The organism is Stenotrophomonas cyclobalanopsidis (assembly GCF_008710035.1).
Lineage (GTDB): Bacteria > Pseudomonadota > Gammaproteobacteria > Xanthomonadales > Xanthomonadaceae > Stenotrophomonas > Stenotrophomonas cyclobalanopsidis.
The window spans coordinates 164,547-187,325 of sequence record NZ_VYKI01000004.1 but is presented as its reverse complement, the minus strand read 5'-3'; the positions used below and the strand labels follow the sequence as shown (position 1 = coordinate 187,325).

The window sequence follows — 22,779 nt, the reverse complement described above, 5'->3', positions numbered from 1 at the left end:
TCGATGACGTCCGTGCTGCGCTTCGGGCGGCAAGCCGAGCATGGCTCGGCTCTACATGAAGCGCGCAAGCGCAATGCCTCAGCCACGCACCATCCCCGCTATTCCAGGAATACGCCGATGACCGCAGCCGCCGCACCTGCCGTACCCGCTTCCACCGCCCCGCGCTGGCCCGTTCGCTACCTGCTGTTCATCGGTGGCCTTGGAGGCCTGCTGTACGGCATCGACATCGGCATCATCGCCGGTGCCCTGCCCTACCTCGAAGCCACCGCCAGCCACGCTTGGCAGCTCAGCAGCCAGCAGCTGGGTTTCGTCGTCGCCGCCGTGCTGCTGGGCAGCGTGCTGTCCTCGCTGTTCGCCGGCATGGTGGCCGACCTGATCGGCCGCCGCGGCGCGATGCTGCTGGCCGGGCTGCTGTTCACCGCGTCCATCCCGATCATGGCGCTGGCCTCGGGCTACACGCCGCTGCTGCTGGGCCGCCTGCTGCAGGGCGTCAGTGGCGGCCTGATCGGCGTGGTGGTGCCGCTGTACCTGGCCGAAGTGCTCAGCCCCGAGCGACGTGGGCGCGGCGCCGCCATGTTCCAGCTGCTGCTCACCATCGGCCTGGTGCTGGCTGCACTCATCGGCCTGTACCAGGCGCATGCCGTGGATGCCGCCGCCGAGGCCGTGCGTTCGCTGCCGCTGGCGCAGCAGGCGCAGGAGCTGTTCGTGGTGAAGGACCACGCCTGGCGCACCATCTTCTGGAGCTGCCTGGCGCCGGGCCTGCTGTTCTGCGCCGGCATCTTCTGGCTGTCCGAATCACCGCGCTGGCTGGTGCGCCGTGGTCGCGTGGAGGATGCGCGCCGCAGCCTGCAGCGCGTGCTGCCCGCTGCCGACGTCGAGGCCACGCTGGCGCAGATACAGGCACCGGAATCGAGCAGCAGCGACGGCCGCCGCGATCCGCTGCTCAGCCGCCGCTACGTGGTGCCGTTCCTGCTGGCGTGCGTGGTACTGGCCTGCACCCAGGCCACCGGCATCAACTCGGTGCTGGCCTACGCGGTCAACATCCTCAACCAGGCCGGCCTGTCCGGCTCGGTGGCCAACGGCGCCGACGTGGCGATCAAGCTGCTCAACGCGGTGATGACCGTGGTCGCCCTGCTGCTGGTCGACCGCAAGGGCCGCAAGTTCCTGCTGATGCTGGGCAGCGGCGGTATCTGCGTGGCCCTGCTGGCCGCCGCCACACTGTTCTTCCAGGCCGAACGCGGCCGCGCCGACGTGCAGCCGCAGCTGCAGGCCGCGGTCAGTGGTGATGGCCTGCAGCTGGTACTGGATGACGCGCAGTGGCAGCGCCTGGCGGGCAGCACGGACAGCGAGGGCCGGCCCCTGCAGCTGACCGTGTCCTATGCCTATGGTGATTTCACCAATGTGCGCGCCCTGCGCAGCGACAACCTGGGTGACCGCGAACTGCGCATCGAACGCGCCGGTACCGTGCAGGCGGACAGCGTCATCGGCGCCTTCTTCCGCCACCTGCACCTGAACCCCTTCGCCGACCCGGCCAGCGCCGCACAGGCATCGCTGCGCATCGAACAGGCGCGCATCGGCCCCGTGCCGCGGCCGGCCCATGGCTGGGCGGTGGCCGCGTGCATCCTGGTGTTCGTGGCGTTCTTCGCGGTCGGCCCCGGTGTCTGCGTGTGGCTGGCACTGTCGGAGCTGATGCCCAACCGCATCCGCTCCAACGGCATGAGCATCGCGCTGCTGATCAACCAGTTCGTGTCCACCACCATCGCCGCGCTGTTCCTGCCCACCGTCGGCCACTACGGCTACGCCAGCATGTTCCTGTTGTGGGCCGGCTGCACGTTCGTGTTCTTCCTGGTACCCGCACTGTGGCTGCCGGAAACCAAGGGCAAGTCGCTGGAGGAGATCGAGGCGCGGTTTGCCAGGTAGCGGTCGACTGACAGTCGACTCTACCGGTCGGCACGGTCATTCACCCGTGATGTGCTTCTCCAGCGCCTGCGCTTCGGCCACGCTGGGCAGCCCACTGAGCATCATCGATTCACCAAACGGTCCCGCCACCGTCGCCACCATCAGCACGCGGCCATCCACACTGATGGCTGCACGCTGGCCGACCAGGGCTTCGGTGCCGTCGTGGATGCGCTGGCGCGCCTCGGGCCGGTAGCGGATCTGCAGGCCGGGCTGATTGGCCTGGTCCAGCACATAGCGCACATCGGCGATATCGGCGCTGCTGGCGATCGGCGGCTCGCGCAGGGTGAGCGTCGCGCCCTGCCACTGCGCGGGCGTTCCCTTGCCGGCCGCATCGACCGCGCTCAGGCGTACGTCCACGCCCGGACGCGGTGCATGCGCCGGGCCCGTCATCGCCTCAGGCGTTGCCGCCGGCATGCATCCGGTCAGGGCCAGCGCCGCCAGCAGCAACAAAAGCGCGGCCCTCACGTTAGCGTCCGCAGGCACCGACCCGCGGCGGCCGGGGGCCGACAACAACGGCGAAGACGAAGATCCGGGAAACTGCATGAACACTCCTTCGATCAGGTTCCGTAACCCATCCTAGCGCGCGCGTCGTAGAGGCTGGGTAGAGTCGACCGTTGGTCGACTGGCGTTATCCACATCGGAAGGCAGTCGACCAACGGTCGACTCTACCGGGACGCATCAGGGCACCCGTGCGCACACCCACACGCGCACCTCTGCCGTACCCACCAGCCGCAGCGTCTCCACCACTTCCACCACCGTGCTGCCGGTGGTCATCACATCGTCCACCACGGTCAGGCGCGGTGGCACCACACCCCGCACATCAAAGGCGTCGAACAGATTCTCGCGGCGCTGCTCGGCACTGCGCTCCGACTGCGGTGCCGTATGCCGGCGCCGGTACAGGCCGCACCACACCGGCTGGCGCAGCAGCCGGCACAGCTCCCTGGCCTGGTCATAGCCACGCTTACGCAACCGACGCGGATGCAACGGCACTGGCACCAGCGGCGGGCACGCCCACGGTGGCGGCCTGCGCTGCATCAGCTGGGCCAGCAGTCGGCCGGCGGCCAGGTCCTGATGAAACTTGTAGCGCACCAGCAACTGATCCACCGGCGGCAGGTACAGCAGGCTGGCATGGGTGGCAACCTGTGGCGGCGGCTCTTCACGGCAGGTGCCGCAGACCGGCAGGGCGCTTTCAGGCAGCGGCAGCGCACAGCGCAGGCAGGCGCGGCCGGACCAGGGGATATCGGCCAGGCACGCAGCGCACAGATCCAGTCCGTCGTGGCCGGGATCGTTGCAGACCAGGCAGCGCAGTGGCAGCAGTGCGCGCACTGCTGACGACACGGTGCGCAGAAACAGCATTTTCAGCATTCAACAAGTCTGCGTGCGGCCATTTCGCGATGGAATCGGGCGTCAGCCCCTGCTGCAGTCAGGGTGTGGCTTGTCCGCATACCGGGAAAGGCTTCGACACGGCCGCTGCACACTTCCGCTGCTAGCGTGCCGGTCTGTATCACCTCTTCGGACTCTACATGAACAAGCGGACCCGGATCATTGTCATTGTGCTGGTCGTTGGCCTGCTGGCGATGGCCCTGCCCAGCCTGCTGTGGTACGTAAAGCAGGGTGAAACCCGCGACGCCGGGCTGCAGAAGGAGGCGCAGAAGATGCAGCAGGAGCAGGCCAAGCCCTGATCGACTCCGTGCGCCCCGGACCTACCGCCCGCGATTGGCTGCCCGACGGCTGGAAAGTGCTGCCCCGCGAGTTCTATCGCCGCCACCCCACCGCCGTCGCGCCGCAGCTTCTCAACAAGCTGATCGTGCGTGACGATGGCCGTGCCGCCCGGATCGTTGAGGTTGAGGCCTATGCAGGGAGTGAGGATCCCGCCGCGCATTCCTATCGTGGCCAGACCGCGCGTAACGCCACCATGTTCGGTGAGGCGGGCCATCTATATGTCTATTTCACTTACGGCATGCACTGGGGCAGCAACGCGGTCTGTGGCGAGGTTGGCGAAGGTGTTGGCGTGCTGCTCAGAGCCGCCGAGCCGGTGTCCGGCATGGGCGCCATGCAGGCCGCGCGACCGGCGGCCAAGCGCGATCGCGATCTGGCGAGCGGACCGGGCAAACTGTCGCAGGCACTCGGCATCACACGCGATCTGGATGGCGCTGACCTCGTAACTGCCGATCGTGGTCTCGTCATTGTCTGTGATGGCACGCCGCCACCGCCATCGCCGGTGGTAGGGCCACGCATCGGCATCAGTCGCGCGGTGGATTTCCCTTGGCGCTGGCATGTGCCGGAGCATCCGCATGTGTCGGTCCGGCCACGCCGGAGATGAGTCCGGCTCGCCGGTGCCTTTGCTTCGGAGGCTCCTGCGACGCACGCGCTTCCGTCAGTCGCAATCCTGGTAGCCACCCACCACGCCACAGTGCCTGCAGCGGAACAGGTAGGCCGTCGGTGATCCATCCTTGTCCAACGCGGCCAGGAAGTGCTGCCACCGCGGCCCGTCGTCCAGCCCGGTGCTGTCCTGGATCGCCACCACCGCATCCTTGCCGTGTGCTTCCAGTTCGGCGCGACCGGCGCGGCCGACGAACTGCGCGGCATCCCCGCAGTGCGTCCACCACTGTTCCTGCTGCCAGCCGTTGAAGCCAGGGGTGCGCTGCGCGATCACGTCGATGATCTCCTCATCCACTTCATCCCACTCGCCGCCACCACCGACGCCTTCCTCATCACTGAAAGTAACGCCGAGGCGCTCATGCGCGGAGCCATCGGCAATGCACCACGGGCAGATTTCCTGTCCGTACTCTTCTTCGGCATAGACCGGCCCGGTGTAGACGTAGCCGCGCGACTGCCCGCAGCACACGCACGGCGTGTCGGCAGCCACCACGCTGCCGGTGGCGATCGGATCGGGGTGGTAGGTGAAGCGCGGCAGATCCATGGCAGCTCCTTTGCTGGGCGGCCCAGTGTAGCGGCCCGCTTGTGCCTGCAGCCGCTACGGGCCGGCAAGCGGCGCATCGCGTTCGGGACCGCCTTCCATGGCAGGCAGGCAGCCGTTGATGGCCAGCAGGCGAACCAGCACGTAGTGGCCGAATGCCTGCAGTTCCTCGTTCGACAGGGTCGACGGATCGAGCTGCCCCGCCGGGTAGTCCTTGAAGGTCACGAGCGCGTGGTGCTTCCACAGTCCGGGCGGATCGGTCTGGCGCAGATCATCCATCACCACGCGCAGGCCGCCATCAGGCAGTTCGGCCAAGCTGCACAGCACCGCATCGCGGCGGATCGGATAGGGCTGGTAGGGATTCATGGCACGTGTTCGCAAGTCCGTATGCAGCCATGAACTTACACCGTTGCGCGAACGTCTGGCAGCGCTTTACTGTAAACCACGAATAACAATTGTAAGTTGACAGCCCTCGCCAACCCACCCACACTGCCGCCCTCGCTCCACGCCCTACCAAGGTCCCGCCATGGCTCCTGCCATCCGCCACGACTGGCAGCACGATGAACTGCAGGCGCTGTTCGACCTGCCCCTGCCCGAGCTTCTGTTCCGCGCCGCCAGCGTGCATCGCGCGCACTTCGATCCGGCCCAGGTGCAGGTGTCCACGCTGCTGTCGGTGAAGACCGGTGGCTGCCCGGAAGACTGCGCCTACTGCCCACAGGCGCAGCGATACAACACCGGCGTGAGCGCGCAGAAACTGATGGACACCGATGCCGTGCTGGTCAAGGCACGCCAGGCCAAGGCCGCCGGTGCATCGCGCTTCTGCATGGGTGCGGCGTGGCGTTCGCCGAAGGATCGCGACATCCCGAAGGTGGCTGCGATGATCGCCGGGGTGAAGGCGCTTGGCCTGGAAACCTGTGCCACCCTCGGCATGCTCAGTGGCGTGCAGGCGCGTGCGTTGAAGGACGCCGGCCTGGACTACTACAACCACAACTTGGACACCGCGCCGGACTACTACGATTCGATCATCCACACGCGCCAGTACCAGGACCGCCTGGATACGCTGGGCCATGTGCGCGACGCCGGGCTGAAGACCTGCTGCGGCGGCATCGTCGGCATGGGCGAGACACGCGCGCAGCGCATCGGCCTGCTGCTGGCGCTGGCCACGCTGCCGGCCCATCCCGATTCGGTGCCGATCAACCAGCTGGTGCAGGTCGCTGGTACGCCGCTGCATGGCAGCGCTGTACTGGACCCGTTCGAATTCGTGCGGATGATCGCCGTGGCACGCATCGCGATGCCACGTTCGATGGTGCGGCTGTCGGCCGGTCGCGAAGCGATGAGTGATGAGCTGCAGGCGCTGTGCTTCCTGGCCGGTGCCAACTCGATCTTCCATGGCGAGAAACTGCTGACGACCGGCAACACGGAAAGCGAGCGCGACCTGGCCCTGTTCGCGCGCCTGGGCCTGCAGCCGATGCCCGTGCAGGTGGACGCCGATGGCCACGACCACGGCGGTACCGTGCACTCCGATATCAGCGCCGATGGCCCCGGCTGTGGCTGCGCCCACGCCGCGTGACACGCCGCGTGATCAGGGCGTCGAGCAGGCGTGGCGGCAACGCGCTACCCTAGCCGCCCCGTCGTCGCCTGTAGCCAGCATGGCCCGCCCCGACCTGACCGCCCGCCTCCAAGCCCAGCGCGCGTTGCGCGATGCACAAGGCCGTCGCCGCCCGCGGCGCACGGTCACCCGTCGTGATGGCGTGCGCCTGGAAATTGACGGGCGCTGGTTGACTGGGTTCTGCAGCAACGATTACCTGGGCCTGGCCCAGCAGTTCAGCGTGGTCAACGCGCTGCAGGATGCGGCCGCGCGCGATGGCACCGGTGCCGGTGCCTCGCACCTGGTCTGCGGCCACCACGCGCTGCACGACGCACTGGAACGCGAAGTAGCTGACTGGCTCGGTTACCCGCGCGCCCTGCTGTTCGGCAGTGGCTTCGCCGCCAATCTGGCGGTGCAGCAGGCGCTGCTGGGCGAAGAGAACGACGTCTGCGTGCAGGACAAGCTCAACCACGCCAGCCTGCTCGATGCCACGCGGCTGGCCGGTGCGCGCCTGCGCCGCTATCCGCACCTGGATCCGGAAGGCGCCATGCGCCAGCTCAAGCACGCGCCCGAGGGTGCGGCGATGCTGGCCACCGATGGTGTCTTCAGCATGGACGGCGATGTTGCACCGCTGCGTGCGCTGTCGCTGGTCGCGCGCCTGCAGCAGGCGCTGTTCTACGTGGACGACGCGCATGGCGTGGGCGTGCTCGGCGATGGCCGTGGTGCCGTCGCCACCGCCGGCCTGGGCGTGGACGACGTGCCGCTGCAGCTGGTCACCCTCGGCAAGGCGCTGGGCAGTGCCGGCGCACTGGTGCTGGGCCGCGAGGATCTGGTCGAGCACCTTTCCGAAACCGCCCGCCCCTACATCTACACCACCGCCCTGCCGCCGGCCCTGGCCGCCTCGGCCCTGGAAGCGGTGCGCCTGGCCCGCCGTGACCATTGGCGCCGGGCCAAGCTGGCCGACCTGATCGCCCTGTTCCGCGGTGAAGCGCGCCGCCATGGCTTGGACCTGATGGCCTCGGAAACCCCGATCCAGCCGCTGCTGTGTGGCGATGACCACACCGCCGTGACGATGTCGCAGGCGCTGGCGCAGGCCGGCTGGCTGGTCGGCGCGATCCGTCCGCCGACGGTGCCCGAAGGCAAGGCGCGGCTGCGCGTCACCCTGTCGGCCCTGCATACGCCGGAACAGGTGCGCGAGCTGGTCGAAGCCATCGCCCAGGCGCGCGACCGCGTCGCTGCCGGGCCGAGCGCAGCGCTGCCGCCTGCCCTGCCCGCGCTGGCCTGATCCGCACGCGTCGTACCCCATGCATATCGACGTCACCGGCCACGGGCCGGACTTGGTACTGATCCACGGCTGGGCCCTGCAGGGGGGCGTGTTCGCGCCCCTGGTGCAACGCTTGGCCGACCGTTTCACCCTGCATCTGGTCGACCTGCCCGGCCATGGCCACAGCCGCGACGACAGCACGCCGCTGCGCCTGCCGCACGTGGTCAACGCCATTGCCGTGGCCACGCCGCCGGCGGTGTGGTGCGGCTGGTCGCTGGGCGGGCTGTTCGCGCTGCACGCGGCGGCCACCCTGCCGAAGGTGCGCGGGCTGGCGATGATCGCCGCCACGCCGCGTTTCGTGCGCGGCGAGGATTGGCCGCACGCGGTGGAACCGGCGGTGTTCGAGCAGTTCGGGCGTGACCTGGCCACGGACTTCGGTGGCACCCTGGAGCGCTTCCTGGCGCTGGACGTGATGGGTTCGGCGCATGCCCGCGAGGAGCTGCGCACCCTGCGCCAGCGCCTGGTCGAGCGCGGTGCGCCCAGCGAACGCGCCCTGCTGGAAGGCCTGCGCCTGCTGGAAGGCACCGACCTGCGTGGCGCCCTGCCCACGCTGGGCAGGCCCAGCCTGTGGATCGCCGGCCAGCGCGACCGCCTGGTAGCGCCGGCCGCGATGCAGGCCGCCGCCGCGCTGGCCCCGGGCGCGCAGGCGCTGACCGTCGCCCACGGCGGCCATGCTCCCTTCCTGGGCCACGCCGACGAGGTGGCCGCTGCCCTGCAACACTTCGTTGCCGGCCTGTCACCGGCCGATGGCGGACAATGAGCACTTTCCGCATTCGGCAGTTCTGACTCATGGATCTCGGTATTTCCGGCCGCTGGGCACTGGTCTGCGGCGCAAGCAAGGGTCTCGGCCTCGGCTGCGCGCGCGCCCTCGTGGCCGACGGCGTGAACGTGGTGATCGTGGCCCGTGGCGAAGCCGCCCTGCAGGCCGCCGCGGAAGAACTGCGCGCCCTGCCCGGTGCCGCCGAGGTGGTCACCGTGGCCGCCGACGTGACCACCGAGGCCGGGCGCACCCAGGCGCTGGCCGCCTGCCCGCAGGTCGACATCCTGGTGACCAACGCCGGTGGTCCGCCGCCGGGCGACTTCCGCACCTTCGAGCGCGACGACTGGATCGCCGCGCTGGATGCCAACATGCTGGCGCCGATCGCGCTGATCCGCGCCACGGTGGACGCGATGATCGCGCGCGGCTTCGGTCGCATCGTCAACATCACTTCGTCCTCGGTGAAGGCGCCGATCGACACGCTGGCACTGTCCAACGGTGCGCGCAGCGGCCTCACCGGCTTCGTCGCCGGGCTGGCGCGGCGCACGGTCGGCCACAACGTCACGATCAACAACCTGCTGCCCGGCCAGTTCGACACCGACCGCCTGCGCGCCAACTTCGCCCACGCTGCGGGCCAGGACGGCGACGTGCAGGCGGTGGCCGACCGCCGCCGCCAGCAGATCCCCGCCGGCCGCTTCGGCACGCCGGACGAATTCGGCGCGGCCTGCGCCTTCCTGTGCAGTGCACAGGCCGGTTACCTCACCGGGCAGAACCTGCTGATCGACGGCGGCGCCTACCCCGGTACGTTCTAAGAGACTTCCGCAATGCCGTCCCACTTCGATGCCCGCCACGTCCGCCGCGCGTTCGCCCGCGCCGCCAACAGCTATGACGCCGCCGCCGCCCTGCAGCGCGAGGTGCAGTCGCGGCTGATCGAATCGCTGGACTACCTGGAAGCGCGCAAGCCCGAGGTGGTGCTGGACATCGGTGCCGGCACCGGCCACGCCAGCGCATTGATGAAGAAGCGCTGGCCGAAGGCGCAGGTGATCGCGATGGACGTGGCCCTGCCGATGCTGGACCAGGCCAAGCGCCAGGCCGGCTGGTGGAAGCCGTTCCAGCGCCTGTGCGGTGATGCCGCCGCGCTGCCGCTGGCCGACAACAGCGTCGATGTGATCTTCAGCAACCTGTGCCTGCAGTGGCTGGATGACCTGCCGGCGGTGTTCGCCGGTTTCCGTCGCGTGCTCAAGCCCGGCGGCCTGCTGCTGTGCTCCACCTTCGGCCCGGAAACGCTGGTTGAACTCAACGAGGCGTTCGCTGCCGCCGATGACCGCCCGCACGTCAGCCGTTTCGCGCAGATTGCCCAGTTCGGCGATGCATTGATGATGGCCGGCTTCCGCGACCCGGTGCTGGACCGTGACCTGTTCACCCTGACCTACGACGACCTGCCGGCGCTGATGCGCGAGCTGCGCGCGATGGGCGCAACCAATGCACGGGTGGACCGCCGCCACACGCTGACCGGCCGCGGTCGTTTTGCCGCTGCTGCTGCAGCATACGAACCGATGCGCCGTGCCGACGGCAAGCTGCCCAGCAGCTGGGAAGTGATCTACGCCCATGCCTGGGCGCCGGACCCGGGCGCGCCGATCCGCGAAGGCGGGCATGACATCGCCTCGGTGCCGGTGTCGGCCATCCCGATCCGCCGCAAGCAGCCCTGACCGAAAGCCGCCGCCGGGTGGACTAAAGGGTAGCGCCGGGCCATGCCCGGCGAGCGCAGCGGCGCGGCCTGGCGCTCAGGTATTGGCCGGCGAACTCAGCGGCGGGCGCACCAGGTCGCGGTGGAAGAAATAGATTTCCTGCACCAGGAAACGCCAGCTGGTGTGGAAGCTGCGGAAGCGCGTGCTCGGCGTGGACGAGGCCAGCGCATCGATGCCCAGCGCCTGGCTCAGGCGCAGCGCGCGGGCCATGTGCAGCGGGTCGCTGACGATGATGACCTTACGCAGCTTGCGCTGCTCCATCAGCCGCTTGGCTTCCACCAGGTTCTGCACGGTGTTGCGCGAGGCGGTCTCGATCAGGATCGCGTCATCCGGCACGCCGTGCTTCAGCGCATAGCGCCGCGCCACCTGCGATTCGGAAAACCGCGCGCCCGCACCACCGTAGCCACCGGTGAAGATCAGCAACGGCGCATAACCGGCCTGGTACAGGTCCAGGCCATGGCGGATGCGTTCTTCGAATACCGGCGACGGCTTGGCATCGTAGGCCGCCGCGCCCAGCACGATGATCGCGTCAGCCTTGGCGGCCTGGTCGCGCTCACCCACCCAGACGATCCAGGCGGTCACGCCCAGCAGCCACACCAGCACCAGCACGAACAGGCGCCACAGCCAGCCCAGCAGGCCGGTGTGTGGTCGATGACGGCCGCGGCTCACGCCACCTCCCAGCGCAGCGCTGGCAGATCGACGTTGCCGCCGGACAGCACCAGGCCCACGCGCTGGTCGGCAAAACGCGCCGGCTGGGCCAGCACCGCCGCCAGCACGATGGCCGAGGACGGCTCCACCACCTGTTTCAGCACCTCCCACAGCAGGCGCATCGCCGCACGGGTGGCGTCATCGTCGACCACGATCACCTCGGCGCCCGCCGACTGCAGCAGCTGGAGATTCGGCGCGCCGACCAGCGTGCGCAGGCCATCGCAGAAGGTGTCCGGGGTGAAACCGGTCACGCGCTGGCCGGCAGACAGCGAACGCGCGGTGTCGTCGGCACCGGCCGGTTCGGCCAGCATCAGTCGGGTCTGCGGGCTGGCGTGCTGCAGGGCCAGCGCAGTACCGCTGGCCAGGCCACCACCGCCCACCGGCACCACCAGTACATCGAACGGGCCATCGCTGTGCAGCAGTTCCAGCGCGGCCGTGCCCTGCCCGGCCATCACCGCCGGGTCGGCATAGGGATGCACCAGGGTCGCGCCGGTATCGGCCTGGACCTGGGCGCAGGTGGCCTCGCGGTCGGCGATGGTGGGCGGGCAGCGCCAGAGGGTGGCGCCATGGCGGGCGATGTTGGCCAGCTTGGCGGCCACCGCCCCTTCGGGCACCACGACGTGACAGGGTATGCCGCGGGTGCGGGCGGCCAGGGCCAGCGCGGCACCGTGGTTGCCCGAGGAATGGGTGACCACACCGGCCGCGGCGCGCCCGGCGTCCAGCGACCACACCGCATTGCAGGCACCGCGGAACTTGAACGCCCCGCCGCGCTGCAGATGCTCGGCCTTGAACGCCAGCTGCGCCCCGGCCAGCGCATCCAGCGCGTGCGAGCGCAGGACCGGCGTGACATGGGCATGCGGCGCGATCCGCGCGGCGGCGGTCAGGACATCTTCGGCGCGGGGCAACAGTGAATCGCTCATGACGCAAGATTAACGTATGCCCCGACGCTGGCGGCTACGCACCCGGCCATGCCAGCATGCAGGCATTCATCGCCATTCATCCTGGGCCGGCACAATTAAGGGGCGATTCAATGCCCACGCCTGAAGCTGGCCCTACACCCGTCCTTGGGGGGACCCACATGAAAACGCGCCTGTTGCTTGCCGGTGGCCTGTTGCTGGCCCTCACCGGCTGTTCCACCTACGACTATGTCGGCGGTGGCAGCGGTGGCAGCTACTACCATGGTGCCCCGTCGACGGAGTACCGCTATCCGTATGGCTATCCGTCCAACTATGGCTACCCCTACTACGGTGGGTATGGCGGCTATGGCGGTGGCTACGGCTATTACGGCAACCCGTATTACTCGCGCCCGGTCTACCGGCCGCCGCACAACCATCGTCCGCCGCCGCCGCCGCGTCCGGGCAACGGTGGTGAGAACCGTCCGCCGCCGCCGCGCCAGAACAATGGTGGCTCGCCGTGGCGGAACATGGACTCGATGCGTCGCCCGCCGCAGGCTGGCCGCCCGCCGGGTCCGCCGCAGGCACGTCCGTCTGCGCCCCAGGCTCGCCCCTCCGCGCCGCCGCAGGCACGTCCGGCACCGGCACCGCGTGCGCCGAGGTCGAACGGTTCCCCGTGGCGAAACCTGGAACGATGAACCGTTACCTGCGGCGAAACATGAAACGTGCGACGCAGCGCACAGTTGGGCTCTGAACCATCTTGCATTTCACGCGGTTCAGGCCGCACCCTAGGCGGGTGGTGACAGCCCGCGTCACAAAGTGACAAAAACGTTAAGGGGCCGTCCCAAACAGCTCTACGTCGATATCCGACAGGAACATCTGGATCCCCCCTGTTCCGGCCCTGTCGGATGTCGGCACCTCTGAAAGCAGACGGCCCCGCAATGCGGGGCCGTTTGTCTTTGGCTCGTCTGGATCCACGCCATGCGTGGATGGGACCTCTCCCGGCAGACCGCCCAAAAAAACAGGGCCGGACAGTCCCCCGACTGCCGGCCCCCCGCTTCCCCACCGTGCGCCTGTACCGGCCCCTGTTCCAATTCCGGTCAACGGCGCCTACGGCGCCAGCCACGATGGGTGCTATTGGGTTATCTGCAAAAATCCTGCCAACTTTAGGGTGGATTTCATCCCGGCCCCGATCCGGGCCCGTCGCCCCCCTCCGAATGGCGCTAAAATCGCCACCCCGGCGCCGCCCCGGCTGCGCCCGTCCCCTGTTGACCTGCCCCCATGACCCAGTCCTTCCATCGTTACGACGTCATCGTCATCGGCGGTGGCCACGCCGGCACCGAGGCCGCGCTGGCCGCGGCCCGTACCGGCGTGCGCACCCTGCTGCTGACCCACAACATCGAAACCGTGGGCGCGATGAGCTGCAACCCGGCCATCGGCGGCATCGGCAAGGGCCACCTGGTCAAGGAAATCGACGCCTTGGGCGGTGCGATGGCGCATGCCGCCGACCGCGCCGGCATCCAGTGGCGCACGCTCAATGCCTCCAAGGGCCCGGCCGTGCGCGCGACCCGCTGCCAGGCCGACCGCAACCTGTACCGCATGGCGATCCGCGCCATCGTCGAAGGCCAGGCCAACCTGACCGTGTTCCAGGCGGCCGTCGATGACCTGGCCATCGAAGGCGACGCCGTGCGCGGGGTCATCACCCAGACCGGCCTGCGCTTCGACGCCGAGGCCGTGGTGCTGACCGCCGGCACCTTCCTGGCCGGCAAGATCCACGTCGGCCCGACCCAGTACGCCGCCGGCCGCATGGGCGACCCGCCGGCGACCACGCTGGCCGCGCGCCTGCGCGAACGTCTGTTCCAGGTCGACCGCCTGAAGACCGGCACGCCGCCGCGCATCGATGGCCGCTCGCTGGATTACAGCGTGATGGACGAGCAGCCCGGCGACACGCCGCGCCCGGTGATGTCCTTCCTCGGCTCGGTGGACGAACATCCGCAGCAGGTCAGCTGCTGGATCACCCACACCACCGAGCAGACCCACCAGATCATCCGCGACGCGCTGCACCGCTCGCCGCTGTACAGCGGCCAGATCGAGGGCATCGGCCCGCGCTACTGCCCCTCCATCGAAGACAAGGTGGTGCGCTTCGCCGAGAAGGCCAGCCACCAGATCTTCGTCGAACCCGAGGGCCTGGGCGTCGTCGAGATCTATCCCAACGGCATTTCCACCTCGCTGCCGTTCGACGTGCAGCTGGAGATGGTGCGCAGCATCCGTGGTTTCCAGAACGCGCACATCACCCGCCCCGGCTACGCCATCGAGTACGACTTCTTCGATCCGCGCGGGCTGAAGGCTTCGCTGGAAACCAAGCTGGTCAACGGCCTGTTCTTCGCCGGCCAGATCAACGGCACCACCGGCTATGAAGAAGCCGCCGCACAGGGCCTGCTGGCCGGCCTCAACGCCGCGCGCCAGGTGCGCGGGCTGGACGGCTGGTGCCCGCGCCGCGATGAAGCGTACTTGGGCGTGCTGGTGGATGACCTGATCACCCACGGCACCAACGAGCCGTACCGCATGTTCACCAGCCGTGCCGAGTACCGCCTGCAGCTGCGCGAGGACAACGCCGACCAGCGCCTGACCCCGACCGGCCGCGAGATGGGCCTGGTCGATGACCGCCGCTGGAACGCCTTCGAGACCAAGCAGGCCGCGGTCGCCGCCGAGCGCGCGCGCTTGGCGGCACTGTGGGCGACCCCGGCCAATGCGCTGGGCCGCGAAGTGCAGGAAACCCTGGGCGTCGCGGTCAGCCGCGAAACCAACGTGCTGGACCTGATCAAGCGCCCGGAGCTGGATTACGCACAGCTGATGCGGGTGCCTTCGCTGGGCCCGGCCGTAGCCGATGGCAAGGTGGCCGAGCAGGTCGAGATCGGCGTGAAGTACGCCGGCTACCTGGACCGCCAGCGCGACGAGATCGAACGCCAGCAGCGCCACGAAGCCACGCCGATCGCCGAAGGCTTCGACTACGCCAGCGTGCGTGGGTTGTCGGCCGAAGTGCTGCAGAAGCTGGAGCGCGTACGCCCGCAGACCATCGGCCAGGCACAGCGCATTCCCGGCATGACCCCGGCCGCGATCTCGCTGCTGCTGGTGCACCTGGAACGCGCCCGTCGCGGCCGCGTCGCGTAACGCGCCGCTGCGCTCGCCGGGCATGGCCCGGCGCTACCGATGCCTCCGCCGCGTATCATCGTCGTGTTTGCCCCACCTGGAGACAGCGATGAACCCCCTGCGCCCCTTCCGCGACAAGATGCCCGTCCTCGGCCAGCGCGTGTACGTCGACCCGGCCTGCACCCTCATCGGTGACGTGGAGCTGGCCGACGATGTCTCCATCTGGCCGGGCACGGTCATCCGCGGCGACGTCAACCATGTGCGCATCGGCGCGCGCACCAACGTGCAGGACGGCACCATCATCCACGTCAGCCACCACAGCCCGTACAACAAGGCCGGCTACCCGACCCTGATCGGCGAAGGCGTGACCGTCGGCCACGGCTGCATCATCCACGCCTGCACCATCGGCGATTACAGCCTGATCGGCATGGGCGCCTGCATCCTGGACGGCGCGCGTGTCGAGCGCCATGCCTTCGTCGGCGCCGGCGCCGTGGTCGGCCCGGGCAAGGTGGTCGGCGAGGGCGAGCTGTGGGTGGGCAACCCGGCGCGTCCGGCACGCACGCTCAGCGACAAGGAGATCGAGTCGCTGCACTATTCGGCCGACCACTACGTGCGGCTGAAGGACGAATACCTGGGCTGAGCCGCTTCGTCGGCCACTGCGCTCTGCTAAAGTCGGGGCCCGACCAGGAACCGTCGAGACCCCCCATGCCTGTGGCAGCACGCCGGAGAGGACTCCCGCGCCCACATCCGCGGCCATCGCACTGATGACCGCGCCCATGCTCGATACCTACCGCGAGGTGGTAACGCCGGAAGGCGTGCCACTGCAGTTGCCCACCGCCGGGCCGATGCCGCGTGCGCTGGCCTGGCTGGTCGACCTGGGCATCCGCTTCGGCGCGCTGGTGCTGCTGTCCATTCCGCTGGCCCTGCTCGATGAGTTTGGCCGCGGCATCTACATGGCCGCGATGTTCCTGCTGATGTGGGCCTACCCCATCGTCTGCGAGGCGCTGTGGGGCCGCACCCTGGGCAAGCGCGTACTCGGCCTGCGCGTGCTGTCGCGCGATGGCGCACCGGTGGGCTGGATGGCCTCGATCACCCGCAACCTGCTGCGTACCGTGGACATGCTGCCGTTCGGTTATGCCCTGGGCCTGCTCAGCAGCCTGTTCGATCCCTACGGGCGCCGCCTCGGCGACCTGGTGGCCGGCACCGTGGTGGTGCACGAGCCGATGCATTACCTGTCGCCTCCGGCCACCATCGACAGCGTGCTGGTGCCGTCGCAGCCGCTGCGCCCGCAGGAACAGGCCGCCGTCCTCGCCTTTGCCGAACGCGCGCCGCGCCTGTCGACGGGTCGCCAGCAGGAACTGGCGGGTATCGCCGAGCCGCTGACCGGTGCATCCGGCCAGGTGGGCGTGCTGCGCCTGTACGCGATGGCCAACTGGCTGCTGGGCCGCCGATGAAGCAGGAACAGTTCGTCGCCCGCCACCAGCACGAATGGCAACAGCTGGAGTACTGGCTGCAGCAGCGTGCAGGCGCTTCGCGTCGCAGGCGGCGCAGGCCCGATGCCGCTGACCCGGGTGACGTCGCCTTCGCCCAGCGCTACCGCCGCCTGTGCCAGCAGCTGGCGCTGGCCCGCGAACGCGGCTACAGCCCGCAGCTGGTGCAGCGCCTGCAGCAGCTGATGCAGCAGGGCCACAGCGTGCTGTACCGCACGCCGCCGGTGCGCTGGCGGCGGGCGCTGGAATTCCTGGTGGCCGACTTCCCGATGCTGGTGCGCAGCCAGGCGCGCAGCATGTGGGTGGCACTGGCGATGTTCGCGGTGCCGGCGCTGGCCTGCTTCACCGTGGTGCAGCTGTACCCGGACAGCGTGCACCTGCTGATGGACAACAGCCGGATCGCCGAGATGGAGCGCATGTACGACCCGGCTGCGGATCGGCTGGGGCGTGACAGCGGCACCGACTGGATGATGTTCGGCTACTACATCATGAACAACGTCAGCATCGCGCTGCGCACCTTCGCCAGCGGCCTGCTGGCCGGACTGGGCACGCTGCTGGTGCTGCTGTTCAACGGCGTCATCATGGGCGCGGTGGCGGGCCACCTGCAGCAGATCGGCCATGGCGATCCGTTCTGGCGCTTCGTGGTCGGCCATGCCGCCTTCGAGCTGACCGGCATCGTCATCGCCGGCGGCGCCGGCCTGCAGCTGGGCATGAAACTGCTGGCGCCCGGCCGCCGCCGCCGCATCGACGCGCTGGTGGAAGGCGGCCGCATCGGCGCCCGCCTGTGCCTGGGCGTGGCCTTCATGCTGCTGCTGGCGGCCTTCGTGGAAGCGTTCTGGTCGTCGATCGCGCAGATCCCGGCCTGGGCCAAGTACAGCGTGGCCGGCGTGCTGTGGGCCGGCGTGCTGCTGTGGCTGTGGCGCGGCGGTCGCGGGGGTGAACGTGCGGATTGACCACCTCGACGTGGCCCTGCGTGCGCGCAGCGGCTGGGAAGCGATGGAACTGGGCACCGCCCTCGCCCGCCGCCACGCGCGCGCGGTGTGGGGCAGCTGGCTGCTGGCCAGTGCGCCGTTGTTCGTGTTGTTCAATGCGCTGGCCTGGTGGCTGGACGGCTTCGCCTGGGCGTCGCTGGCGATGTGGTGGTGCAAGCCGCTGTTCGAGCGCGCGCCCCTGTACGTGCTCTCACGCGGCATCTTCGGCGAGACGGTCGGCGCGCGGGCGGCACTGGCCGCGCAACGGCACTGGGGCGGCACCGGCTTCTGGGGCTACCTCGGCTGGCGCCGTTTCAGCCTGCTGCGCAGCCTGTGCCTGCCGGTCAACCTGCTGGAAGGCAACGCACCCGCACAGCGCGGCCCACGCCGGCGCGCGGTGGCCGCCGGCGCCGCTGGGCCGGCAATCCTACTGGCGCTGATCTGCCTCGGCTTCGAGCTGGTGCTGGTGCTGGGCGCGATCGCTGCGGTCTTCATGTTCATTCCGCTGGAACTGCTGCCCGACTCGTGGCGCGCGGCCTGGGCGATGATCAGCGTCGAGACCCCGCCGTGGGCGGACCTGCTGCTGAACCTGCTGAGCTGGCTGGCCGCTGCCCTGATCGGCCCGTTCTATGTCGGCGCCGGCTTCGGCCTGTACCTCAACCGGCGCACGCAGATGGAAGCGTGGGACGTGGAGATCGCCCTGCGCCGCCTGCGCGAGCGGCTGCTGCCGGCGGCATCCACGCTGGCCCTGCTGCTGTGCCTGGCGCTGCCGCTGGTCCCCGCCCACGCGCAGGACGCCGATGCGGACACTGCCCAACAGGTCGCCGACGAAGCCCGGGCGGCCGGACAGGCCGACGCGGATGAAGACGAAGCCGAGGACGACGGCGAAGAAGCCAACGCCGCCAATGATCCGGCCAATGCCGCTGCCGGCATCGTCGGCGAGCAGCCGGTGGACACGGCCGGTTTCCGCCAGGCGGTGAACCGTGCCTACGAGGATCCGCTGCAGCGGCCGGTCCGCCAGGTCACCGAGTGGAAGCCGATCGACGACACCACGGCGGAAAAGAAGGCCGAGAAGAAAGACACCAAGGACGACAAGGCCGGCCAGAAGCATGGCGAACGCAACCGCGGTCTGAAGCTGCTGGCACGCGTGGCCGAATGGGGCCTGTGGGCGCTGCTCGGCGCCGTGATGCTGGTGCTGCTGCTGACCGCGCGCCTGTGGTGGCCGTGGCTGCGTGGCGCCGGCCGGCGTACGCCGAAGGACGCACCGCGCGCGCAGGAAGAGGCCGTGGAACTGCCGGTGGTGCTGCCGCCGGACGTGGCCACCCAGGCCGGCCTGCTGTGGGACCAGGGACGCCCGCGCCAGGCCCTGGCCCTGCTTTACCGCGCCAGCGTGCGCACCCTGGTCGAGCGTACCGGCAACGCGTTGCCGCCCGGCGCCACCGAAGCGCAGTGCCTGCGTGCGTCGCGGCGCATGCCGCAGCAGGCGGACCGCGACCTGTTCGCCCGCATCGTGCGCATGTGGCAGTACGCCGCGTACGGCGGTCGCCTGCCCACGCGCGATGAGTTCGATGGCCTGGCCGCGACTCTGCGCCAGCAGTTCGGGTGGAAGGCATGAGCCCGCGCGCGTTCTGGGCCCTGCTGCTCGGCCTGCTGGTGCTGCTGGGCGTGCCGTTGACCATCCTGTTCCTGCGCACGCACGAGAAGGTCACCGAGACCGTAGTGCTGCCGCCGCGTGGCGAAGCCAGCTACAACCCGCTGTACGTGCTGGGGCAGGCGCTGCGTGCCGACGGCATCGAGGTGCAGTCGCGCGAACGCCTGCAGCTGGCGAAGATGACCCTGGCCGACACCGATACCCTGGTCCTGCTGCAGGACACCCGCGAGATGCCGCCGGGCACCGCGCAGGCACTGCTGGACTGGGTCGCCCGTGGCGGCCACCTGCTGCTGCGCACGCAGCCGCCAGGCGAGGACAAGGCCAGCACCACGCAGGGGCCGCTGCTGGACCGCATCGGCGTGGAAAGCTTGTTCCATGGCAAGGACTGCCAGCCGTTCCATGTGGTGGATGATCCCAACCACGTCGAGTTCTGCAACGGCCGCCGCTTCAGTCTCGGCTTCAAGGCCAGCGCCGACGCCGAGCGCCGCTGGGGCAACGAGGAGGGGCTGGCCTTCGCCCGCCTGCGCCACGGCAAAGGCCGCATCGATGTGCTGGCCGACCTGGATTTCATGCGCGGCGCTGGCGCCACCCCACTGCCGCGCAAGGGCGCAACGGCCAGGAACGCGCCGCAGCGCGGTGGCCTGCATGATCTTTCCCACCGCGACCTGACCCGTTACCTGCTTGACCCCAACTATGGGCGCGGCACGGTGTGGCTGGTGTACGGCAGCCGCCCGCCGACGTTGCTGGCGCGCATCGTGCTGCAGGGCTGGCCGCTGTGGATTCCGCTGCTGCTGGCCATGCTGGGCTGGCTGTGGACGCGCGCGCAGCGGATGGGCAGCGTGCTGCCTTCGCCGGTGCTCGAGCGCCGCTCGCTGCTGGAACACGTGCGTGCCAGTGGCGAGCTGCTGCTGCGCTTCGGCCAGGACGCGCAGCTGTACAACGCAGTCCAGGCGCTGTTCCTGCATCGCCTGCGCCTGCGCGCCCCGGTGGCGGCCGCGCTGGATGGCGCTGCCCGCGACCAGGCCATCGCCGAGGTGCTGCAGTGGCCCGCCAGCCGCGTGGCCACCGCCCTCACCGCTCCTTCGCCGCACGATTCCTCCGCCCTGCGCGAGCGCATCCGCTTGCTGCTCCAGATGAGATCCCTGCTATGACCGATGCCCCTGAGCTTCCGGTGGCTGCTGCCGCCCGCCTGATCGAACGCGTCGATGCCATCCGCGATGCCGTCGGTCGCGCCTTCATCGGCCAGGCCGACGTGCTCGACCAGATCATGGTGGCGCTGCTGGCCGGTGGTCACGTGCTCATCGAAGGCGTGCCCGGGCTGGGCAAGACCCTGCTGGTGCGTGCACTGGCGCAGGCCATGGAGCTGGACTACGGGCGCGTGCAGTTCACCCCCGACCTGATGCCCAGCGACGTCAGCGGCCATGCGGTGTACGACCCGAAGAGCGAGAGCTTCAAGATCCGCCGCGGCCCGGTGTTCACCAACCTGCTGCTGGCCGACGAGATCAACCGTGCCCCGGCCAAGACCCAGTCGGCCCTGCTGGAAGTGATGCAGGAAGGCCAGGTGACCATCGAAGGCAAGGCCTTCACACTGGCGCCGCCGTTCATGGCCCTGGCCACGCAGAACCCGCTGGAACAGGAAGGCACCTACCCGCTACCGGAAGCACAGCTGGACCGCTTCCTGCTGAAGGTGCTGATCGACTACCCGCAGCTGGAAGACGAGAAGCACATGGTCACGGCCATCACCCGTGGCCGCGCCGCCAGCGATTTCGACCTCAGCCAGGTGCCGCGCGTACTCGGCGCCGGCGAACTGCTGGCGCTGCAGCAGGCCACCGCCGCCATCACCGTCGATGACGAAGTGATCGACTACGCGGTGCGCATCGTGGCCGCCACCCGTTCCTGGCCGGGCATCGCCGTTGGTGCCGGCCCGCGCGGCAGTATCGCGCTGGTGCGTGCCGCGCGTGCGCAGGCAGTGCTGGCCGGTCGTGATTTCGTCACCCCCGACGATGTGCGGGACATCGCCCGGCCGGCACTGCGCCATCGCATCGCGCTGGCGCCGGAGCTGCAGATCGAAGGCCAGGGCCCTGATGATGTGCTGGGTGCGCTGCTGGCCAAGGTGGAAGCACCGCGCCGATGAGGCCTGCGCCGCTGCTGCTGGTCCTGCTGGCTGCCTGGGCCGCGCTGGGCGGCGTGGCGCTGGGCGGCCTGCTGCCGCACTGGAGCTGGGCCGTGGCGGGAAGTTTGGTGGCCGCGCTGGCACTGGCTGATCTGTGGCGGCAGTGGCGGCGTGCGTCGCCGCAGGTACAGCGCCAGGTGCCCGAGGCCTTGGCACTGGGCGTGCGCCGCGAGATCGGCCTGCGCCTGTTCGCCGAGCAGCCGATGCAGGTGCAGGTGTTCGATCGCGTGCCCGGCGGCTGGCCGCTGGAAGGATTGCCGCAGCGCCTGCAGCTGCGCGCCGGCCACGCCAGCACCCTGCACTACCAGGTGCAGCCGCAGCAGCGCGGGCGCTTCCAGTTCGACGGCGTGGACGTGCGCATCCGCTCGCCGTGGCGGCTGTGGTGGCAGCAGCGCACGCTGCCGCCGGTGCTGGACGTGCGGGTCTATCCCAACTTCGTGCCGCTCACCCGCTTCGCGTTGTTCAGTGCCGACCAGGCCTCGCGCCTGGTGGGCGCACACGTAAAGCGCCGACGTGGCGAAGGCACCGATTTCCACCAGATGCGCGAGTACCGCGTCGGTGACAGCCTGCGCCAGCTGGACTGGAAGGCCACCGCCCGCGCGCGCAAGCTGATCTCGCGCGAGTACCAGGACGAGAAGAACCAGCAGCTGCTGCTGATGCTCGACAGCGGCCGGCGCATGCTGGCCAGCGAAGGCGGTCTCTCGCACTTCGACCATGCCTTGAACGCATCGCTGGTGGTGGCCTATCTGGCCCTGCGCCAGGGCGATGCCGCCGGCCTGTTCGCGGTGGGTGGCGAACGCCGCTGGGTGGCGCCGCAGCGCGGCATGGGCACGGTGGAACACCTGCTGCGCGCCAGCTACGACCTGCAGCCGCAGGCCGTGGCCACCGACTATCTGGCGGCCGCCACCGAAGTCTCGCTGCGGCAGCGCCGTCGCGCCCTGGTGATGCTGGTCAGCAACGTGCGCGACGAAGACATCGAAGACCTGCTGGCCGCCGTACGCCTGCTGCAGCGCCGCCACTTGGTATGCGTGGCCAGCCTGCGCGAACGCGAACTGGATACCGCGCTGGAAGGCGAGGTGCAGACGCTGGAAGATGCCGCCCAGGCCGGTGCCGCCGCGCTGTACCTGCAGGAGCGCGCGAAGGCGCATGAAGCGCTGCGCAGCGAGAAGGTGATGGTGCTGGACGTGACCGCCGACGCCCTGCCTGCCGCGCTGGTGGAACGGTATCTCGCCGTGAAGCGCGAAGGGCTGCTCTGACCCTGCGATTGACCGGAGCCGAGCATGGGCTCGGCTCTACAGACGGCCTGATTCCTGTAGAGCTGAGCCCATGCTCGGCTACCGGCCAGCGGCCGGCCTAATTCCTGTAGAGCCGAGCCCATGCTCGGCTGCCGGCCAGCGGCCGGCCTGATTCCTGTAGAGCCGAGCCTATGCTCGGCTGCCGGCCAGCG

The 22,779-nt window shown here is 69.5% G+C and carries 23 protein-coding genes; 17 read left to right on the top strand and 6 right to left on the bottom strand.

All coding sequences use genetic code 11. The features are described from left to right. Positions 1 to 117: 117 nt before the first annotated feature. Positions 118 to 1,920 carry an MFS transporter gene (locus FJU31_RS05340; RefSeq protein WP_150453812.1) on the top strand — a complete coding sequence of 601 codons (1,803 nt, stop codon included), beginning with the start codon at positions 118 to 120 and terminating at the stop codon, positions 1,918 to 1,920. Positions 1,921 to 1,956: 36 nt separating this feature from the next. Here the strand turns inward: FJU31_RS05340 and FJU31_RS05335 are convergent, their stop codons facing one another. Both FJU31_RS05335 and FJU31_RS05330 read right to left on the bottom strand, forming a co-directional pair. Beyond that, on the bottom strand, positions 1,957 to 2,373 hold the full coding sequence (locus tag FJU31_RS05335; protein ID WP_150453850.1) for a SecDF P1 head subdomain-containing protein: 417 nt from the start codon (positions 2,371 to 2,373) through the stop codon (positions 1,957 to 1,959). A gap of 264 nt (positions 2,374 to 2,637) precedes the next feature. After that, the gene (locus FJU31_RS05330) at positions 2,638 to 3,315 is read right to left on the bottom strand and encodes a ComF family protein (protein ID WP_425473630.1); all 678 of its coding nucleotides are present in this window, start codon (positions 3,313 to 3,315) and stop codon (positions 2,638 to 2,640) included. A gap of 167 nt (positions 3,316 to 3,482) precedes the next feature. On the opposite strand from FJU31_RS05330, the gene FJU31_RS19270 reads away from it, so the two are divergent. Beyond that, positions 3,483 to 3,641, top strand: coding sequence for a hypothetical protein (locus tag FJU31_RS19270; protein WP_188115454.1), 159 nt, complete (start codon positions 3,483 to 3,485; stop codon positions 3,639 to 3,641). An 8-nt stretch (positions 3,642 to 3,649) separates the two neighbouring features. Next, on the top strand, positions 3,650 to 4,282 hold the full coding sequence (locus tag FJU31_RS05325) for a DNA-3-methyladenine glycosylase (RefSeq protein ID WP_150453810.1): 633 nt from the start codon (positions 3,650 to 3,652) through the stop codon (positions 4,280 to 4,282). A 54-nt stretch (positions 4,283 to 4,336) separates the two neighbouring features. Here the strand turns inward: FJU31_RS05325 and FJU31_RS05320 are convergent, their stop codons facing one another. Further along, the gene (locus FJU31_RS05320) at positions 4,337 to 4,882 is read right to left on the bottom strand and encodes a CbrC family protein (RefSeq protein WP_150453809.1); all 546 of its coding nucleotides are present in this window, start codon (positions 4,880 to 4,882) and stop codon (positions 4,337 to 4,339) included. Positions 4,883 to 4,936: 54 nt separating this feature from the next. Then, positions 4,937 to 5,245, bottom strand: a complete 309-nt coding sequence (locus tag FJU31_RS05315; protein ID WP_150453808.1) for a hypothetical protein — start codon at positions 5,243 to 5,245, stop codon at positions 4,937 to 4,939. A gap of 160 nt (positions 5,246 to 5,405) precedes the next feature. On the opposite strand from FJU31_RS05315, the gene bioB reads away from it, so the two are divergent. The 5 genes from bioB (at position 5,406) to bioC (ending at position 10,257) form a co-directional block, all read left to right on the top strand. Next, entirely contained in the window at positions 5,406 to 6,449 is a 1,044-nt protein-coding gene (gene bioB, locus FJU31_RS05310; RefSeq protein WP_150453807.1) for a biotin synthase BioB, read from the top strand. A gap of 79 nt (positions 6,450 to 6,528) precedes the next feature. Then, positions 6,529 to 7,752: an 8-amino-7-oxononanoate synthase gene (gene bioF, locus FJU31_RS05305; protein ID WP_150453806.1), complete on the top strand. Its 1,224-nt coding sequence runs from the start codon at positions 6,529 to 6,531 to the stop codon at positions 7,750 to 7,752. 19 nt (positions 7,753 to 7,771) lie between these two features. Continuing rightward, on the top strand, positions 7,772 to 8,551 hold the full coding sequence (gene bioH / locus FJU31_RS05300) for a pimeloyl-ACP methyl ester esterase BioH (protein WP_150453805.1): 780 nt from the start codon (positions 7,772 to 7,774) through the stop codon (positions 8,549 to 8,551). A gap of 29 nt (positions 8,552 to 8,580) precedes the next feature. Further along, a complete protein-coding gene (locus FJU31_RS05295; RefSeq protein ID WP_150453804.1) occupies positions 8,581 to 9,360 on the top strand; it encodes an SDR family oxidoreductase in 780 nt (259 codons plus the stop codon). A 12-nt stretch (positions 9,361 to 9,372) separates the two neighbouring features. After that, entirely contained in the window at positions 9,373 to 10,257 is an 885-nt protein-coding gene (gene bioC, locus FJU31_RS05290) for a malonyl-ACP O-methyltransferase BioC (RefSeq protein WP_150453803.1), read from the top strand. 75 nt (positions 10,258 to 10,332) lie between these two features. On the opposite strand, the gene FJU31_RS05285 is transcribed toward bioC, so the two are convergent. Both FJU31_RS05285 and FJU31_RS05280 read right to left on the bottom strand, forming a co-directional pair. Beyond that, a complete protein-coding gene (locus FJU31_RS05285; RefSeq protein ID WP_188115458.1) occupies positions 10,333 to 10,977 on the bottom strand; it encodes a YdcF family protein in 645 nt (214 codons plus the stop codon). Continuing rightward, positions 10,962 to 11,924 carry a pyridoxal-phosphate dependent enzyme gene (locus FJU31_RS05280; protein ID WP_150453801.1) on the bottom strand — a complete coding sequence of 321 codons (963 nt, stop codon included), beginning with the start codon at positions 11,922 to 11,924 and terminating at the stop codon, positions 10,962 to 10,964. The genes FJU31_RS05285 and FJU31_RS05280 overlap by 16 nt, the downstream gene beginning before the upstream one ends. Before the next feature lie 158 nt (positions 11,925 to 12,082). Between FJU31_RS05280 and FJU31_RS05275 the strand changes: the two genes are divergently transcribed. From FJU31_RS05275 to FJU31_RS05230, 9 genes are all read left to right on the top strand, one after another. Then, the gene (locus tag FJU31_RS05275) at positions 12,083 to 12,595 is read left to right on the top strand and encodes a hypothetical protein (protein WP_150453800.1); all 513 of its coding nucleotides are present in this window, start codon (positions 12,083 to 12,085) and stop codon (positions 12,593 to 12,595) included. 583 nt (positions 12,596 to 13,178) lie between these two features. Continuing rightward, positions 13,179 to 15,068: a tRNA uridine-5-carboxymethylaminomethyl(34) synthesis enzyme MnmG gene (mnmG, locus tag FJU31_RS05265; protein ID WP_150453798.1), complete on the top strand. Its 1,890-nt coding sequence runs from the start codon at positions 13,179 to 13,181 to the stop codon at positions 15,066 to 15,068. Between the two features lie 88 nt (positions 15,069 to 15,156). Then, positions 15,157 to 15,687, top strand: coding sequence for a gamma carbonic anhydrase family protein (locus FJU31_RS05260; protein ID WP_108770379.1), 531 nt, complete (start codon positions 15,157 to 15,159; stop codon positions 15,685 to 15,687). A gap of 124 nt (positions 15,688 to 15,811) precedes the next feature. Then, positions 15,812 to 16,501 carry an RDD family protein gene (locus FJU31_RS05255; protein WP_150453797.1) on the top strand — a complete coding sequence of 230 codons (690 nt, stop codon included), beginning with the start codon at positions 15,812 to 15,814 and terminating at the stop codon, positions 16,499 to 16,501. After that, a complete protein-coding gene (locus tag FJU31_RS05250) occupies positions 16,498 to 17,490 on the top strand; it encodes a stage II sporulation protein M (protein WP_150453796.1) in 993 nt (330 codons plus the stop codon). Before FJU31_RS05255 ends, FJU31_RS05250 begins: the two co-directional genes overlap by 4 nt. Further along, a complete protein-coding gene (locus FJU31_RS05245; protein ID WP_150453849.1) occupies positions 17,480 to 19,123 on the top strand; it encodes a DUF4129 domain-containing protein in 1,644 nt (547 codons plus the stop codon). Before FJU31_RS05250 ends, FJU31_RS05245 begins: the two co-directional genes overlap by 11 nt. Continuing rightward, positions 19,120 to 20,310, top strand: coding sequence for a DUF4350 domain-containing protein (locus FJU31_RS05240; RefSeq protein WP_150453795.1), 1,191 nt, complete (start codon positions 19,120 to 19,122; stop codon positions 20,308 to 20,310). Before FJU31_RS05245 ends, FJU31_RS05240 begins: the two co-directional genes overlap by 4 nt. Then, positions 20,307 to 21,293 carry an AAA family ATPase gene (locus FJU31_RS05235; protein WP_150453794.1) on the top strand — a complete coding sequence of 329 codons (987 nt, stop codon included), beginning with the start codon at positions 20,307 to 20,309 and terminating at the stop codon, positions 21,291 to 21,293. Before FJU31_RS05240 ends, FJU31_RS05235 begins: the two co-directional genes overlap by 4 nt. Further along, entirely contained in the window at positions 21,290 to 22,588 is a 1,299-nt protein-coding gene (locus FJU31_RS05230; protein WP_150453793.1) for a DUF58 domain-containing protein, read from the top strand. The genes FJU31_RS05235 and FJU31_RS05230 overlap by 4 nt, the downstream gene beginning before the upstream one ends. The last annotated feature ends 191 nt before the right edge of the window (positions 22,589 to 22,779 follow it).